The organism is Luteimonas sp. 8-5, from assembly GCF_029763755.1.
GTDB lineage: Bacteria > Pseudomonadota > Gammaproteobacteria > Xanthomonadales > Xanthomonadaceae > Cognatiluteimonas.
Genome location: NZ_JARUVM010000118.1, coordinates 1 through 14,580 on the forward strand (window position 1 = coordinate 1; position 14,580 = coordinate 14,580).

17 protein-coding genes and 1 pseudogene are annotated in these 14,580 nt (G+C 68.5%); 7 read left to right on the forward strand and 11 right to left on the reverse strand.

The annotated features are described in order from the left end of the window. The 11 genes from QAA18_RS11055 to asnS all read right to left on the reverse strand — a co-directional run. A partial coding sequence (locus QAA18_RS11055; protein ID WP_279413025.1) for an NAD(P)-binding protein occupies positions 1 to 98 on the reverse strand: 98 nt, incomplete at its 3' end. After that, positions 95 to 1,375: a kynureninase gene (gene kynU / locus QAA18_RS11060; RefSeq protein ID WP_279413007.1), complete on the reverse strand. Its 1,281-nt coding sequence runs from the start codon at positions 1,373 to 1,375 to the stop codon at positions 95 to 97. The genes kynU and QAA18_RS11055, both read right to left, overlap by 4 nt. A 34-nt stretch (positions 1,376 to 1,409) precedes the next feature. After that, a complete protein-coding gene (locus QAA18_RS11065; protein WP_279413008.1) occupies positions 1,410 to 2,435 on the reverse strand; it encodes an amidohydrolase family protein in 1,026 nt (341 codons plus the stop codon). Then, the gene (locus QAA18_RS11070; RefSeq protein WP_279413010.1) at positions 2,435 to 2,965 is read right to left on the reverse strand and encodes a 3-hydroxyanthranilate 3,4-dioxygenase; all 531 of its coding nucleotides are present in this window, start codon (positions 2,963 to 2,965) and stop codon (positions 2,435 to 2,437) included. The genes QAA18_RS11065 and QAA18_RS11070 overlap by 1 nt, the downstream gene beginning before the upstream one ends. A 10-nt stretch (positions 2,966 to 2,975) precedes the next feature. Beyond that, positions 2,976 to 3,371, reverse strand: a complete 396-nt coding sequence (locus tag QAA18_RS11075) for a RidA family protein (protein WP_279413011.1) — start codon at positions 3,369 to 3,371, stop codon at positions 2,976 to 2,978. Next, positions 3,368 to 4,033 (reverse strand): carbonate dehydratase, encoded by a 666-nt coding sequence (can, locus tag QAA18_RS11080; protein ID WP_279413012.1) that lies wholly within the window; start codon positions 4,031 to 4,033, stop codon positions 3,368 to 3,370. The genes QAA18_RS11075 and can overlap by 4 nt, the downstream gene beginning before the upstream one ends. A 19-nt stretch (positions 4,034 to 4,052) precedes the next feature. After that, positions 4,053 to 5,480, reverse strand: coding sequence for an aldehyde dehydrogenase (locus QAA18_RS11085; RefSeq protein ID WP_279413013.1), 1,428 nt, complete (start codon positions 5,478 to 5,480; stop codon positions 4,053 to 4,055). A gap of 37 nt (positions 5,481 to 5,517) precedes the next feature. Further along, positions 5,518 to 6,303, reverse strand: coding sequence for an SDR family oxidoreductase (locus tag QAA18_RS11090; protein WP_279413014.1), 786 nt, complete (start codon positions 6,301 to 6,303; stop codon positions 5,518 to 5,520). Between the two features lie 8 nt (positions 6,304 to 6,311). Next, a complete protein-coding gene (locus tag QAA18_RS11095; protein ID WP_279413015.1) occupies positions 6,312 to 6,620 on the reverse strand; it encodes a hypothetical protein in 309 nt (102 codons plus the stop codon). Continuing rightward, complete coding sequence (locus QAA18_RS11100; RefSeq protein ID WP_279413016.1) at positions 6,617 to 6,931, reverse strand: hypothetical protein; 315 nt, start codon at positions 6,929 to 6,931, stop codon at positions 6,617 to 6,619. The genes QAA18_RS11095 and QAA18_RS11100 overlap by 4 nt, the downstream gene beginning before the upstream one ends. A gap of 4 nt (positions 6,932 to 6,935) precedes the next feature. Beyond that, positions 6,936 to 8,336: an asparagine--tRNA ligase gene (gene asnS, locus QAA18_RS11105; protein WP_279413018.1), complete on the reverse strand. Its 1,401-nt coding sequence runs from the start codon at positions 8,334 to 8,336 to the stop codon at positions 6,936 to 6,938. A gap of 79 nt (positions 8,337 to 8,415) precedes the next feature. Between asnS and QAA18_RS11110 the strand changes: the two genes are divergently transcribed. The 7 genes and pseudogenes from QAA18_RS11110 to QAA18_RS12920 all read left to right on the forward strand — a co-directional run. After that, a complete protein-coding gene (locus QAA18_RS11110) occupies positions 8,416 to 8,757 on the forward strand; it encodes an iron-sulfur cluster assembly accessory protein (RefSeq protein ID WP_279413019.1) in 342 nt (113 codons plus the stop codon). A 147-nt stretch (positions 8,758 to 8,904) separates the two neighbouring features. After that, complete coding sequence (gene rpsF, locus QAA18_RS11115; RefSeq protein WP_279413020.1) at positions 8,905 to 9,333, forward strand: 30S ribosomal protein S6; 429 nt, start codon at positions 8,905 to 8,907, stop codon at positions 9,331 to 9,333. Between the two features lie 21 nt (positions 9,334 to 9,354). Continuing rightward, positions 9,355 to 9,585 (forward strand): 30S ribosomal protein S18, encoded by a 231-nt coding sequence (gene rpsR, locus QAA18_RS11120; RefSeq protein ID WP_279413021.1) that lies wholly within the window; start codon positions 9,355 to 9,357, stop codon positions 9,583 to 9,585. Between the two features lie 10 nt (positions 9,586 to 9,595). Continuing rightward, the gene (gene rplI, locus QAA18_RS11125; protein WP_279413022.1) at positions 9,596 to 10,048 is read left to right on the forward strand and encodes a 50S ribosomal protein L9; all 453 of its coding nucleotides are present in this window, start codon (positions 9,596 to 9,598) and stop codon (positions 10,046 to 10,048) included. Between the two features lie 178 nt (positions 10,049 to 10,226). After that, positions 10,227 to 13,133, forward strand: coding sequence for a replicative DNA helicase (dnaB, locus tag QAA18_RS11130; protein ID WP_279413026.1), 2,907 nt, complete (start codon positions 10,227 to 10,229; stop codon positions 13,131 to 13,133). A gap of 27 nt (positions 13,134 to 13,160) precedes the next feature. Next, positions 13,161 to 14,291: an alanine racemase gene (alr, locus tag QAA18_RS11135; protein WP_279413024.1), complete on the forward strand. Its 1,131-nt coding sequence runs from the start codon at positions 13,161 to 13,163 to the stop codon at positions 14,289 to 14,291. Between the two features lie 130 nt (positions 14,292 to 14,421). Further along, positions 14,422 to 14,580: pseudogene (locus tag QAA18_RS12920) on the forward strand (cell envelope biogenesis protein OmpA); the annotation flags it as partial.

A 14,580-nucleotide genomic window follows, 5' to 3' on the forward strand; every position in this document is an offset into this window, starting at 1 on the left:
AAGACGTCGACCTGCCAGCCGCGGCGGGCGAGCAGGGTGGCGAGCAGGGCGCCGGCCAGGCCGGCACCGACGATGGTCAGGCGCGGTCCGGGCCTCATGCGTTCCCCGTGCGCCAGGCCTCGACCCCGCGCACGAAGCGCAGGATGTCGGCATGGCTGTTGTACAGCGGCGCGGGCGAGATCCGGATCACGTCGGGTTCGCGCCAGTCGCCGACGATGCCGTTGCGTTCCAGGTACTCGAACAGGGCGCGCCCACGCGCGCGGCCACCGGCCACGCGCAACGACAGTTGCGCGCCACGGCGTGAGGGTTCGCGCGGCGTAACCACCTGCAGCGTGTCGTCCAGGCGTTGCGCGATCAACGCCTCGAGGTAGCCGGTAAGGCGCACCGAGCGCTCGCGCAGCGCCTGCATCCCGCCCGCGCGCTCGAACAGTTGCAGCGAGGCGCGCAAGGGTGCCAGGCCGAGGATCGGCGGGTTGCTCAGCTGCCAGCCTTCGGCGCCGGGCGTCGGCACGAAGGCCGGCCCCATGCGGAAGCGCGAATCCTGGTCGTGGCCCCACCAGCCCGCAAAGCGCGGCACGTCGGCGCGCGCATGGCGTGCGTGGACGAAGCATCCGCCGACGGCACCCGGACCGGAGTTCATGTACTTGTAGTGGCACCAGACCGCGAAGTCCGCGCCGTCGTCATGCAGGCGCAACGGCAGGTTGCCGACGCCATGGGCGAGGTCGAAGCCGACCACTGCGCCGGCGGCATGGCCGAAGCGGGCGATGGCCGCCAGGTCGAACGCCTGGCCCGTGCGGTACTGCACGCCCGGCCACAGCACCAGCGCCAGGCGCGGCCCATGGGTTGCGATGGCGCGTTCGATCGCCGCCATCGAGAACGTGCCGTCGGCTTCGTCGGGCTCGAGCTCGATCAGGTCCGTGGCCGGATCGAAGCCATGGAAACGGACCTGCGATTCGAGCGCGTAGCGGTCGGAGGGAAACGCGCCGGCTTCCATCAGGATCGCTGGGCGCTCGCGCGTGGGCCGGTAGAAGCTGACCATCATCAGGTGCAGGTTGGCGGTGAGGGAGTTCATCGCCACCACCTCGGACGGTTCCGCGCCCACGACCCTGGCCAGCCCTTCGCGCACCAGCGCGTGGTAGGGCATCCACGGCGCGGGTTCGCGGAAGTGGCCTTCGACCGCTTCGCGCGCCCACTTGTCCATCACTTCGTCGACCACGGCGCGCGCGCCGCGCGGCTGCAGCCCGAGCGAATTGCCGCAAAAGTAGGCCTGCTTCATGTCGCCATGGCGCGGCAGATGGAACTCGCCGCGCAACGACGACAGCGGATCGGCTGCGTCGCGGGCGAGGGCGTAATCGTCGGTAAACAGTTCTGTCATCGGCAATCAACTGTAGGAGCGGCGGAAGCCGCGATCATCCGAACCGGGACGCAGGCAACCCGAGCCACTCCAGCGCCGTCCCGTGGTACAGCCGCTTCTGTCCGGTATCGTCGAGCCCCAGTGCATCGATACCCGCGCCGGGCACCTGCTCGCCGAGCGGAAAGGGATAGTCGGTGCCGAGCATCACCCGGTCCACGCCGCACACGTCGAGCAGGTAGCGCAGCGCGCGTTCGTCGGCGACCCAGGAATCGAAGTACAGGCGCTCGAGGTACTCGCGCGGGTTGCGCGGGTTGTCCGTGGCGACCAGGTCCGGCCGCATGTTGAAACCGTGCTCGATGCGGCCGATGGTGTAGGGGAACGAGCCGCCGCCGTGGGCGAGGCAGACCTTGAGCTTCGGCAGGCGCTCCAGCACGCCGCCGAAGACCAGGCAGCACGCGGCGCGGGACTGCTCGGCCGGCATGCCCACCAGCCACGGCAGCCAGTACTTGGGCATGGTGTCGGTGCCCATCATGTCCCAGGGATGCACCAGGATCGCGGCGCCGAGGTCGGCGGCGGCCTCGAAGAACGGGAACAGCTCCGGCGCGTCCAGGTTCCAGTTGCCGCCGTCGGCGGTTTCCACATGCGAGCCGATCTGTACGCCCTGCAGGCCGAGCTGGTCGACGCAGCGCTCCAGTTCCTGGATCGCCAGGCGCGGCGACTGCAGCGGCACGGTACCGATGCCGGCATAGTGGCGCGGGAAGGCGCGGCAGGTTTCGGCCATGTGGTCGTTGAGCGCGGTGTGCAACGCCAGCGCCTGGTTGGCCTTGGCCCAATAGCTGAACATCACCGGCACGGTACTGATCACCTGCACCTGCACGCCGAACCTGGCGTAATCGTCGATGCGCTCCTGCGGATCCCAGGTCTTGGGCCAGATCTCGCGGAAGAACTTGCCGTCCTTGTAGATGCGGTGGCGGCCGTCGTCGCCATGGTGGATCACGGGGAAGCGGTTGTCCCCGTACTTCTTCGCAAGGTCGGGCCAGTCGCGCGGCAGGTAATGGGCGTGGATATCGATCTTGAGCATCAGGTGTCCGGCATCGTGTACTTGGCCGGCGCGGGATTCAGGTGTCCGCAGGCCTTGCAGGTGCGATGTTCGCGCGAGGAATAGAAACGGTCGAACACCGGCGGGAAGTCGTTCTCGATGTCGACGAGGTGGAAATACTCCTCGTAGAGCTTCTCGTTGCACTGCTCGCAGAACCACATCAGCCCGTCGTCCTCGTGCGCCAGGCGCTTGCGCTCGATGACCATGCCGATAGAGCCCGCCATGCGCTGCGGCGAGTGCGGTACGCGCGGCGGAAGCAGGAAGCTCTCGCCGGCGCGGATCGGGATGTCGCGGACCTTGCCGTCCTCCTGGATGCGCAGGACCATCTCGCCTTCGAGCTGGTGGAACCACTCGGGGCCTTCGTCCCAGTGATAGTCGGTGCGCTGGTTGGGGCCGCCGACCACCATCACGATGAAGTCGCCGTCGTGCACGACCTTGTTGCCGACCGGGGGCTTGAGCAGGTGCCGGTGCTCCTCGATCCAGGCCTGCAGGTTGATCGGGTTGGGCAGCATTGCGTCCTCCTCAGTCGCGGGCCGTCGCGATGCACTTGAGCTCGATCGCGATCGGCGTCGGCAGCGCGGTGATCCCCACGGTGGTGCGGCAGGGCGCCTGCGCCGGATCGGGGAAATACTCGGCCCAGACCGCATTGTAGGCGCGGAAGTCGCGCGCCATGTCGGTCAGGAACACGGTCACGTCCACCAGGTCTTCCCAGCGCGCACCGCTGGCTTCGAGCACTGCGCGGACGTTCGCCAGCACCGCGCGGGCCTGCGCCTCGATGCCTTCGGGAATTTCGTCCGTCCCGGGCGTGCGCGGACCGATGCCGGACAGGAACAGCAGGTTGCCGACCTTGCGCGCGTGCGGGTACCTGCCCACTGCCTTGGGCGCGGCACCGGCGTGGATGGCTTCGCCGCGGCTCATGCCTGGCTCCCGCGGCGCGCGCGCACGGCGGCGATCGCCGAGTCGTAGACGGGCTGCAGCGCATCCGGGGATTCGACGTCCATGCCGAGTTCGCGCACGCGGCCGTCGGCCAGGCTGTAGACCCAGCCGTGCACCATCAGTTTCTGGCCGCGCGCCCAGGCGTCGCGGATGACGGTGGTCAGGCAGACGTTCTCCGCCTGTTCGATCGCATTGAGTTCGCACAGCACGTCGTGGCGGTCCGCCTCCTCGACGCCGGCCAGCAGCGATGCGTGCTTCTGCGCCACGTCGCCGACGTGGCGGATCCAGTTGTCGGCCAGGCCCACGCGGGTCCCGCGCAACGCCGCGCCGACGCCGCCGCAGCCGTAATGCCCCACCACCAGGATGTGGCGCACCTTGAGCACGTCGACCGCGAACTGGATCACCGACATGCAATTGAGGTCGGTGTGCACCATCACGTTGGCGATGTTGCGGTGGACGAACACTTCGCCCGGGGAAAGGTCGATGACCTGGTTGGCCGGTACGCGCGAGTCGGAACACCCGATCCACAGGTACTTGGGCGCCTGCTGCCTGGACAGCCGTTCGAAGAACCCGGGATCCTCGTCCTCGATGCGCTCTGCCCAGGTCCGGTTGTTGCGCAGCAACGCGGCCAGTTCGTTCTTCATGCGTGGGTGTCCTTGCAGGTCAATGCGGCAGGGCGATGCCGACGTTGCGTGCTTCGGTGAAGAAGCGCATCGCCTCGTTGCCGCCCTCGCGACCCAGGCCGGACTGGCCGGTGCCGCCGAACGGGGTGCGCAGGTCGCGCATCAGCCAAGTGTTGATCCAGACCATGCCCACCTGCAGCTGCGCGCCGAAACGGTGCGCACGGTCGAGGTCGCGGGTCCAGACCGACGCCGACAATCCATAGTCGCCGGCGTTGGCCAGCGAAAGCGCCTGGGCGTCGTCGTCGAAGGGTTGCAGGGTGGCGACCGGGCCGAAGATTTCCTCGCGGTTGCTGGCGCAATCCGGGCCAAGGCCCTCGATCACCGTCGGTGCCACGAACCAGCCCGGGCGGTCCAGCGCCTGGCCGCCGCAGAGCACCGTGCCGCCTTCGTCGCGGGCGCGGGCGATCGCCGAGACGACCTTGTCGAAATGGGCCTGCGACACCAGCGGGCCGAGGTCGGCATCCGGGTCCATCGGGTCGCCGGGGCGCAGCGCGAGCGCATGCTCGACGAAGGCGTCGCGGAATTCGGTGTAGATGGCGCGCTCGACCAGGATGCGCGAGCCGCACAGGCAGATCTGCCCGGAGTTCTGGAACGCGGAACGCACGATGATCGGCAGCTGCCCGCGCCAGTCGCTGTCGGCGAACACGATCGTGGGGTTCTTGCCACCGAGCTCGAGCGAGACCTTCTTCAGCATCGGCGCGGCGATGCCGGCAATGCGGCGGCCCACGGCGGTGCTGCCGGTGAACGAGACGGCCTTGACCGCGGGATGCGACACCAGCGGCTCGCCGACTTCCGGCCCCAGGCCGTGGACGACGTTGAGCACGCCAGCGGGGAAACCGATTTCCGCGGCCAGTTGCGCCAGCATGGTGGCGGTATGCGGCGTGACCTCCGACGGCTTGGCCACCACGGTGTTGCCCGCAGCGAGCGCCGGCGCGATCTTCCAGGTGAACAGGTACAGCGGCAGGTTCCAGGGCGAGATCGTGCCGACCACGCCCAGTGGCAGGCGCAGCGTGTAGTTCAGCCCGGCCTGGCCGTGATGGGACTCGCTGCCGAACTGGGTGGCCGCGTGGGCGAAGAAGCGCAGGTTGCTGACCGCGCGCGGAATTTCGATGTCGCGCGCCAGGCGCAACGGCTTGCCGCCGTCGCGCGCCTCGGCATGGGCGAAATCGTCGAGCCGTGCTTCCAGCGCCGAGGCCAGCTTCTCCAGCCATGCGGCGCGTTCGCTGTTGGGCAGGGACGACCACGCGGGGAAGGCGCGTTGCGCTGCCGCCACCGCGGCGTCCACGTCGGCGGCGTTGCCGCGCGCGACTTCGGCGAAGGGCTTGCCGCCCGCCGGATCGAAGACCTGGAGCCAGCCGTTGCCGGCAGGTTCGCGTGCTGCACCGTCGATCCAGTGGCTCAATCGCATCGGTGTAGCTTACATCGCGGCCGCGGCCGCTCCCAGATCAGATCGACTGCATGCGGCCGCCATCGACGGCCAGGCTGGTGCCGTTGACGTAGCCGGCTGCGGGCGAGCAGAAGAAGGCGATGACGCCGCCGATTTCCGCGGGCCTGGCGAAACGCCCGGCTGGAACGGCCTTGCGCATGCCCTCGAGTATGGCTTCCGGCGATTGCCCGGACGCGGCCGCGCGATCGCGCACGATCTGTTCGATCCGCCCGGTTTCGGTATAGCCCGGCAGCACGTTGTTGACGGTGATGCCGAACGGGGCCAGTTCGCGCGACAGCGTCTTTGCCCAGCTCGCGACCGCGCCGCGGATGGTGTTGGAAACGCCGAGGTTGGCGATCGGCTCCCGCACCGAGGTCGACACCACGTTGACGATGCGCCCCCAGTTGGCCGCGCGCATGCCCGGCAGAAGGGCCTGCACGAGCACGTGGTTGGCGATCAGGTGGCGCTGGAAGGCCTCCAGGTAGGCCGACACCTCGGCGCCATGGGCGGGGCCGCCCGGCGGACCGCCGGTATTATTGACCAGGATGTGCACCGGCCGGCCGGCGGCCAGCGCTTCGGCCTGCGCGCGCAGCGCATCGGTCTGCGAGACGTCGGTGGCGATCCAGCCGTGCTGCTGGCCTTCGCGACGGGGCAGGGCGGCGGCGACGTCGGCCAGCACTTCGCCGCGGCGCGCGAGCACGGTGACATCGGCGCCAAGCAGGGCGAGTTCATGCGCCGCCGCCCGGCCGATGCCTTCCGAGGCGCCGCAGACCAATGCATGCCTGCCGTCGAGCTTCAGGTCCATGCGCGCTCCTAGGTTGCCTTGCCGAGGTTGACGAACATCAGCGCGCGCAACGCCTCATCGCTGCCGGCCTGCGGCGGGGCGATTTCCGCGAGGCTGAAGCCCCGCGCCAGCGCGTCCTCTTCGTCGAGGCCGTCGAATTCCACGAATTCCGCGTCGAGCAGCGCGGCGCGGGCGGTGTCCTCGCTGTCGTAGGGCAGGGTATTGCCGTCGCTGTCGAAGACCTCGGCGGTACCCGCCTCGAGCACCCGCAACCGCGCCCAGACGATGTTGCGGCCAAGCGTCGCCAGCCACCACTGCACCTGGCGGGGCCCGCTCACGGCGCCAGCGACCACAGCCACAGCAGGCCCGCCAGGACCAGCCCCAGGATGATCACCGACAGCGCGATCCGCGCCGGCGTCGCCAGGCCGCTGAGCGAAGTGTCGGGCGTGGCGCGGTAACCGCCGCTGAGCAGCCACCACAGCGCCGACGGCTTGAGGAACGCGCCTTCGCCCAGCTTCGCTTTCAGCGCCGGGTGGCGGTCGCGCACGTGCACCAGGGTCAGCGGCCAGAAGATCACGAAGGCGGTCGCGCCGCCGATCGCGGTGGCGACGAACAACAGGGCGAGGAACAGGATGAGGTCGGTGGCCACGGCGCTAGAACTCGGCGTTGCCGGGCGCGCGCGGATAAGGAATCGCGTCGCGGATGTTGGACAGGCCGCAGGTGTAGACCACCAGGCGCTCGAAGCCCAGGCCGAAGCCGGCGTGCGGCACCGTGCCGTAGCGGCGGAAGTCGCGGTACCAGCCGTAGTGCTCGCGGTCCAGGCCGAACTGCTGCATGCGCGCGTCGAGCACGTCCAGGCGTTCCTCGCGCTGCGAGCCGCCGATGATCTCGCCGATGCCCGGCGCCAGCACGTCCATCGCCGCGACTGTCTTGCCGTCGTCGTTCAGGCGCATGTAGAACGCCTTGATGTGCTCCGGGTAGTCGGTGACCACCACCGGCCGGCCGACGTGTTCCTCGGTCAGCCAGCGCTCGTGCTCTGTCTGCAGGTCCAGGCCCCATTCGACCGGGAAGTCGAACTTCCTGCCGGACTTCTGCAGCAACGCGACCGCGTCGGTATAGCTGATGCGTTCGAACGGCGCGTTGACGAACTGTTCCAGGCGGGTGATCGCGTCCTTCTGCACGCGTTCGGCGATGAACGCCATGTCGTCGGCGCGCTCGTGCAGCACCGCGCGGAACAGGTACTTGAGGAACTCCTCGGCCACCCGTGCATCCTCGGCCAGGTCGGCGAAGGCGATCTCCGGCTCGACCATCCAGAACTCGGCCAGGTGGCGGGTGGTGTTGGAGTTCTCGGCGCGGAAGGTCGGGCCGAAGGTGTAGACCTTGCTCAATGCCAGGCAGTAGGCCTCGACATTGAGCTGCCCGGAAACGGTGAGGAAGGTCTCCTTGCCGAAGAAGTCGCGGCCGAAGTCGACCTCGCCCCGGCCGTCGCGCGGCAGGTTGGCCATGTCCAGGGTGGAGACGCGGAACATCTGCCCGGCGCCTTCGGCATCGGACGTGGTGATGATCGGCGTGCTGATCCAGTAGTAGCCGTTCTCGTGGAAGTAGCGATGGACCGCCTTGGCCAGGCAGTCGCGGATGCGGGTCACCGCGCCGAACAGGTTGGTGCGCGGGCGCAGGTGGGCGACCTCGCGCAGGAACTCCAGCGAGTGCGCCTTGGGCTGGATCGGGTAGGTCTCGGGGTCGTCGACCCAGCCGACGACCTCGATGCTGTCGGCCTGGATCTCGAACGCCTGGCCCTGGCCCTGGGACTGCGCCAGGGTGCCGGTGGCCACGACCGCGCAGCCGGCGGTGAGCCGCTTCACCTCGGACTCGTAATTGGGCAGCGAGGCGGCGGCCACCACCTGGATCGGGGCGAAGCAGGAGCCGTCGCTGACGTTGACGAAACTCAGCCCTGCCTTGGAGTCGCGCCGGGTGCGTACCCAGCCGCGTACCGTTACCTCGCCGCCGACGGGCAGCTTGCCCGCGAGCGCATGTTCGACGCTGACCGTTGTCATGCCGCCTGCAATCCTGAAGGTGAACCGCCAGTTTACCGGGGAGGGGCAAACGCCGCGACCCGCGGCCTATAATGACGCCATGGCCATCGAACTCGCTCCCGCCGCGCTGGAACGCATCCGTGGTTACCTGGCCGCGGACCCGCAGGCCCTGGGCCTGCGCTTCGGCGTGCGCCGCACCGGTTGCTCCGGCTGGGGCTACCTGGCCGAGCTGGCCCGCGAGCAGGGCGCGGACGACACGGTGTTCGAGCAGGACGGCATCCGGATCTACGTGGACGCCGACAGCCTGGCCCTGGTCGACGGGACCCGGATCGATTTCCTCAAGTCCGGGCTGAACGAGCAGTTCGTCTTCGCCAACCCCAACGTGGCCGCCGAATGCGGTTGCGGCGAGTCGTTCACCACGGACGCAGACCGCGCTGCCTGAAGCCAGCCGGCACCTGTTGCCCGCAAGCCCTTGAACCTGCGATAATTGCCGGCTCCCCGGCCTCCGGGGAGACCTTGCCCCACCGCGTCCGTCCCGGCCGACGGGGGGCTGCCCGGCCAACTGGCCGGTATCCACGAGGAAACCACCATGCGTCATTACGAAATCGTGTTCCTGGTCCATCCGGACCAGAGCGAGCAGGTGCCGGCCATGATCGAGCGCTACAAGTCGCTGATCGAGGGTGGCAACGGCAAGATCCACCGCCTCGAGGACTGGGGCCGCCGCCAGCTCGCCTATCCGATCGACAACCTGGTCAAGGCCCACTACGTGCTGATGAACGTGGAAGCCGACCAGGCCGTGCTCAACGAGCTGGTCGAGGCGTTCCGCTTCAACGATGCGATCCTGCGCCACCTGGTGATGCGCCGCGACGAAGCGGTCACCGAGCAGTCGCTGATCATGAAGAACAAGGACGAGAAGGGCGACAAGCCCGAGCGTGGCGAGCGTCGCCGCCGCGACGACGACGGCAACGACGGCGAGCGTTCCGACGACGCCGATTCCGATACGGCCGAAGCCGCCTAACCGCCTCCCGGGAGCACACACATGTCCAAGTTTTTCCGCCGCCGCAAGTTCTGCAAGTTCACCGCCGAGGGCGTCAAGGAGATCGACTACAAGGATCTCAACACCCTGCGCCAGAACCTGACCGAGACCGGCAAGATCGTCCCGAGCCGCATCACCGGCACCAAGGCGCGCTACCAGCGCCAGCTGGCGACCGCGGTCAAGCGCGCCCGTTTCCTGGCGCTGATCCCGTACACCGACAACCACGACGCCTGAGGCCAGACACATGGAACTGATTCTTCTGCAGAAGGTCACCAACCTGGGCGGCCTGGGCGACAAGGTCAACGTCAAGCCGGGTTACGGCCGCAACTTCCTGGTGCCGCAGGGCAAGGCCGTGCCGGCCACCGCCGCCAACGTCGCCGAGTTCGAGGCGCGTCGCGCCGAGTACGAAGCCAAGGCGCAGGCCCTGCTGGGCGACGCCGAAGCGCGCCGTGCAAAGCTCGAGGGCGCCAGCGTCACCATCTATGCCAACGCTTCCACCGAAGGCAAGCTGTACGGCTCGGTCGGCCCGCGCGAGATCGCCGAGGCCCTGACCAGGCTCGGTACTCCGGTCGAGAAGTCGGAAGTGGTGATGGGCGAAGGCCCGATCCGCATGGTCGGCGAGACCGAAGTCATGGTGCACCTGCACGCCGACGTCGAACTGCCGGTCAAGATCGTGGTCGAGGCCGAGGCCGCATAAGCCAAGTTGCCACGTTGTACCTGGACGGGCGCCCGCGAGGCGCCCGTTCTTTTTTCAAGGCGGGCGAACGCCAGTCGCAACCTTTGCGATGCCCACCGGTTATCCACAGTCTTATCTGCAACGCTTCGGACGCAGGACGACTACGATGACCATCGGACACGGGGGAGTCACCGAACTGATGAGCGCACGCCAGGGATTCCGCTCCAGCAACAGCGGTTTCGAAGGGAACGGTTTCCAGGGGCGCGCCGACAGCCGGGTCGAGCAGCTGCGCGTACCGCCGCAGTCGGTCGAAGCCGAACAGGCCGTGCTCGGCGGGCTGATGCTGGTGCCCGACGCCTTCGACCGCGTCGCCGACATCCTGGCCGACAACGATTTCTACCGGCGCGACCACCAGCTCATCTATCGCGCCATCCGCGAGCTGGCCGAGAAGAACCGGCCGTACGACGCGGTGACCCTGGGCGAGTGGTTCGAGTCCATGGGCCAGTCCGAGCAGGTCGCCGGCGGCGCCTACCTGGTGGAACTGGCCAGCACCACGCCTTCGGCCGCGAACATCGTGGCCTATGCCGAGATCGTGCGCGACAAGGCGGTCCTGCGGCAGTTGATCGAGGTCGGTACCGGCATCGTCAACGACGGCTTCCAGCCCGACGGCCGCGAGACCAGCGAGATCCTGGATGCCGCCGAGTCCAGCGTGCTGGCCATCGCCGAGCACAGCGCCAAGGGGCGCATGGAATACGTCACGGTGCACAACGCGCTGGCCGAGGCCTTCGACGTCCTGCAGAAGCGCTACGAGAGCGGCGGCAGCGTCACCGGCCTTCCCACCGGCTACACCGAATTCGACGAGATGACCGCCGGCCTGCAGCCGACCGACCTGCTGATCCTGGCGGCCAGGCCGTCGATGGGGAAATGCCTGAGCGCCGACTCGGAGATCGTGCTGGACGACGGCTCGGTCGCCACCATCGAACAGATCTGCAAGGCGCGCTCCGGCAGGCTGGGGACCCTGGACGAGGACTACCGGCTGGCCCGGGCCGAACCCTCGGACTTCGTGGACGATGGCATCAAGCCGACCTTCGAGGTCGTCACCCGGCTTGGGCGACGCGTAGAAACCACGGCGCCGCATCCGTTCCTGACCGTGGACGGCTGGAAGCCGTTGCACCAATTGTCGGTGGGCGACTACGTCGCGGTCCCCCGAAGGTTGCCGGTATTCGGCACCGAGGCCATGCGCGAATGCGAGATCAAGCTGCTGGCCTACCTGATCGGCGATGGCGGGCTGACCGGCAACGCGCCGCGATTCACCAATGGCAATCCGGTCATTTCCGGCGATTTCGGCGACGCGGTCGCCGCATTCGGCGGCGTCGTGGCGCGCGAGGTGGAAACCCGCGCCGGCTTCGCGCCTTCCTGGCGCGTGGCGGCCGATGGCGGTGCCGTTGGTGCAAGCAGGCAAGCCTTTGCCGGGTCACTGGACGCGCGCCTTGGCAGGGGCAAGGCGCGCGCCGTGGCCGCGGCACTGGGCGTCAGTCCCGGCACGGTGACCCACTGGCGGCAGGGCCGCACGGTGCCGGAGCCTGCGGCGTTTGCGCGGCTCTGCGAAGTCCTCGAAGTCGTGCCCGACGACCTGGGCGGACAGGTCGAGGATGCGCGCCGCAACCTGCCCAATGCGATGACCCGCTGGTTGTCGGACCTTGGCCTGATGGGGTGCGATTCCCACGCCAAACAGGTGCCTGCGCCGGTGTTCCGCCTGCCACGCGAGCAGCTGGCGCTATTCCTCAACCGCCTGTTCGCGACCGATGGCTGGGCCACCGTCCTGGCCAGCGGCCAGGCGCAGGTCGGCTATGCCAGCGTGTCCGAACGCCTCGCGCGGCAGGTGCAGCACCTGTTGTTGCGCTTCGGGGTCATGGCCAAGCTGCGACAGCGCTGGGTGAAGTATCGCGACAGCCGCCGTTGCTCGTGGCAACTGGACATCACGTCGGCCGAATCGCTGCGCATCTTCGTCGACGAGATCGGCATCCACGGCAAGCAGGCCGCGATCGACTCGGTCCGTGCGGCGCTGGATGCGCGCGGGCAGGGCGGCAACGTCGATATGCTGCCGCCGGGCGCGTGGAAGCTCGTGGACGATGCCCGGGGCGAGCTGTCCTGGGCGGAGCTTGCCCGTCGCTGCGGTTTCAATGCTTCGAACGTCCACGTCGGCAAGCGGGGCATCTCCCGCTCGCGCCTGGCGCGGATGGCGATGGTCCTGGGTGACGCGAAGCTGGCGGCACTCGCCTCCAGCGACGTGTGCTGGGACCGGATCGAATCGATCACCCATGCCGGCGACAAGCAGGTCTACGACCTGACCGTACCCGGCACCCACAACTTCATCGCCAACGACGTGTGCGTGCATAACACCACGCTGGCGCTGAACATGGCCGAGTACGCGGCCATGAAGTCCAAGCAGCCGGTGGCGATCTTCTCGATGGAAATGTCGGCCAGCCAGCTCGCGCTGCGCCTGATCTCGTCGGTCGGCCGCATCAACGCCACGCGCCTGCGCACGGGCCAGCTCGAGGACGAGGACTGGAGCCGCGTCACCAGCGCGATCCGCCTGCTGCGCGAGGCCCGGATCTTCATCGACGACGAGCCGGCGCTGTCGCCGGAGAAGCTGCGCGCCAAGGCCCGCCGGATCAAGAAGGAGCATGGGCTCGGGCTGATCGTCATCGACTACCTGCAGCTGATGGCGGTACCCGGCAACAGCGAGAACCGCGCCACCGAGATCTCCGAGATCTCGCGCTCGCTCAAGGGCCTGGCCAAGGAACTCAACGTGCCGGTGATCGCGCTGTCGCAGCTCAACCGCTCGCTGGAAACGCGCACCGACAAGCGCCCGATGATGGCCGACCTGCGCGAATCCGGCGCCATCGAGCAGGACGCCGACGTGATCGTCTTCATCTACCGCGACGAGTACTACAACAAGGAAAACTCGCAGGACAAGGGCCTGGCCGAGATCATCATCGGCAAGCAGCGAAACGGCCCGACCGGCTCGATCAAGCTCAAGTTCTTCGGCGAGTACACCCGGTTCGACAACCTCGCCCACGATTCCGTCGGCGCATTCGAGTAATCCCTCCGCGGCCCTACAATCGACGGAATGACGCAACGCCCGACCCGCATCCTGGTCGACCTCGACGCGATCACCCATAACCTGGGCGCGATCCGCAAGCGCGTCGGCGTGCCGGTGATGGGCATCGTCAAGGCCGAAGCCTACGGCCATGGCCTGGTGCCGGTGGCCCGGCACATGCAGGCCCAGGGCGTCGACCAGCTGGGCGTGGCGTTCCTGGAAGAAGGCATCGCGCTGCGCGAGGCGGGCATCCACCTGCCGATCCTGGTTCTGGGCGGCATCTTCGGGCCGCAGGCGGCCGAGCTGATCGCCAACGACCTGGAAGTGACGGTGTCCTCGCTGGACAAGCTGCGCCAGGTGGAGGCGGCGGCGCAGTCGCTGGGGCGCAAGGCCACCGTGCACCTGAAAGTCGATACCGGCATGGAACGGATCGGCGTGCACAGCTATTCGTGCGGGCCCTTCATCGAAGCCGCAGTCGCCTCGCAGTGGTGCACGGTCAAGGGCATCTACTCGCACCTGGCCTGCGCCGACGATCCCGCCTCGCCGATGACGGCCGCGCAGGTCGAGCGCTTCGCCGAGGCCTGTTCGCATTTCGACCGCCTCGGCGTGCCGATGCCCTTGCGCCACCTCGCCAACTCCGGCGGCGTGCTGCACTTCCCCGAAACCTGGCTGGACATGGTGCGCCCGGGCATCGTGCTGTACGGCGTGCTGCCGGATCCGGACTCGGAGCGCACGCTGGACCTGCGCCCGGCGATGTCGGTGGTCTCGCAGGTGGTGTACTTCAAGGTCGTGCGTGCCGGCCGTCCGGTCAGCTATGGCGCCACGTGGGCACCGGACACCGACACCCGCGTGGTGACGGTGCCGATCGGCTACGGCGACGGCTGGCCGCGGTCGCTGTCCTCGTGCGGCCAGGTGCTCATCCATGGCCGCCGCTACCCGGTGGCCGGGCGCATCTGCATGGACCAGTTCATGGTCGACATCGGCGGCGACAGTGCCTGGAACGAGGACGAAGTCGTGCTGGTCGGCGCCAGCGGCGGCGACGCGATCCGGGTGGAGGAGGTGGCCCGGGCCGCCGGCACCATCCCCTACGAGATCCTGACCCGTCTCAACGCCCGCATCCCGCGCAGCTACTGCGGCGGCGACAGCCCGACTGGCGTCTGAACGGCGGCGCGATCCGTCACCCCGCCCAGACGCGAACAGGATTACCTTGAAGCCGCATTCAGGTCCCTTCCAGGAGATACCCATGGGCAAGTTCGCGACCACAGGGCTTTGCGCCGCCATCGCCAGTGCCATGCTGCTCACCAGCTGTGCTACCTACACCGGCCAGACCAACGACCCCAACGACCCGAACCGGACCAAGCGCGGTGCGCTGATCGGCGCCGGCATCGGCGCGGTCGCCGGCCTGCTCAGCGGCGACAGTGCCGTCGAGCGGCGCCAGCGCGCGCTGGTC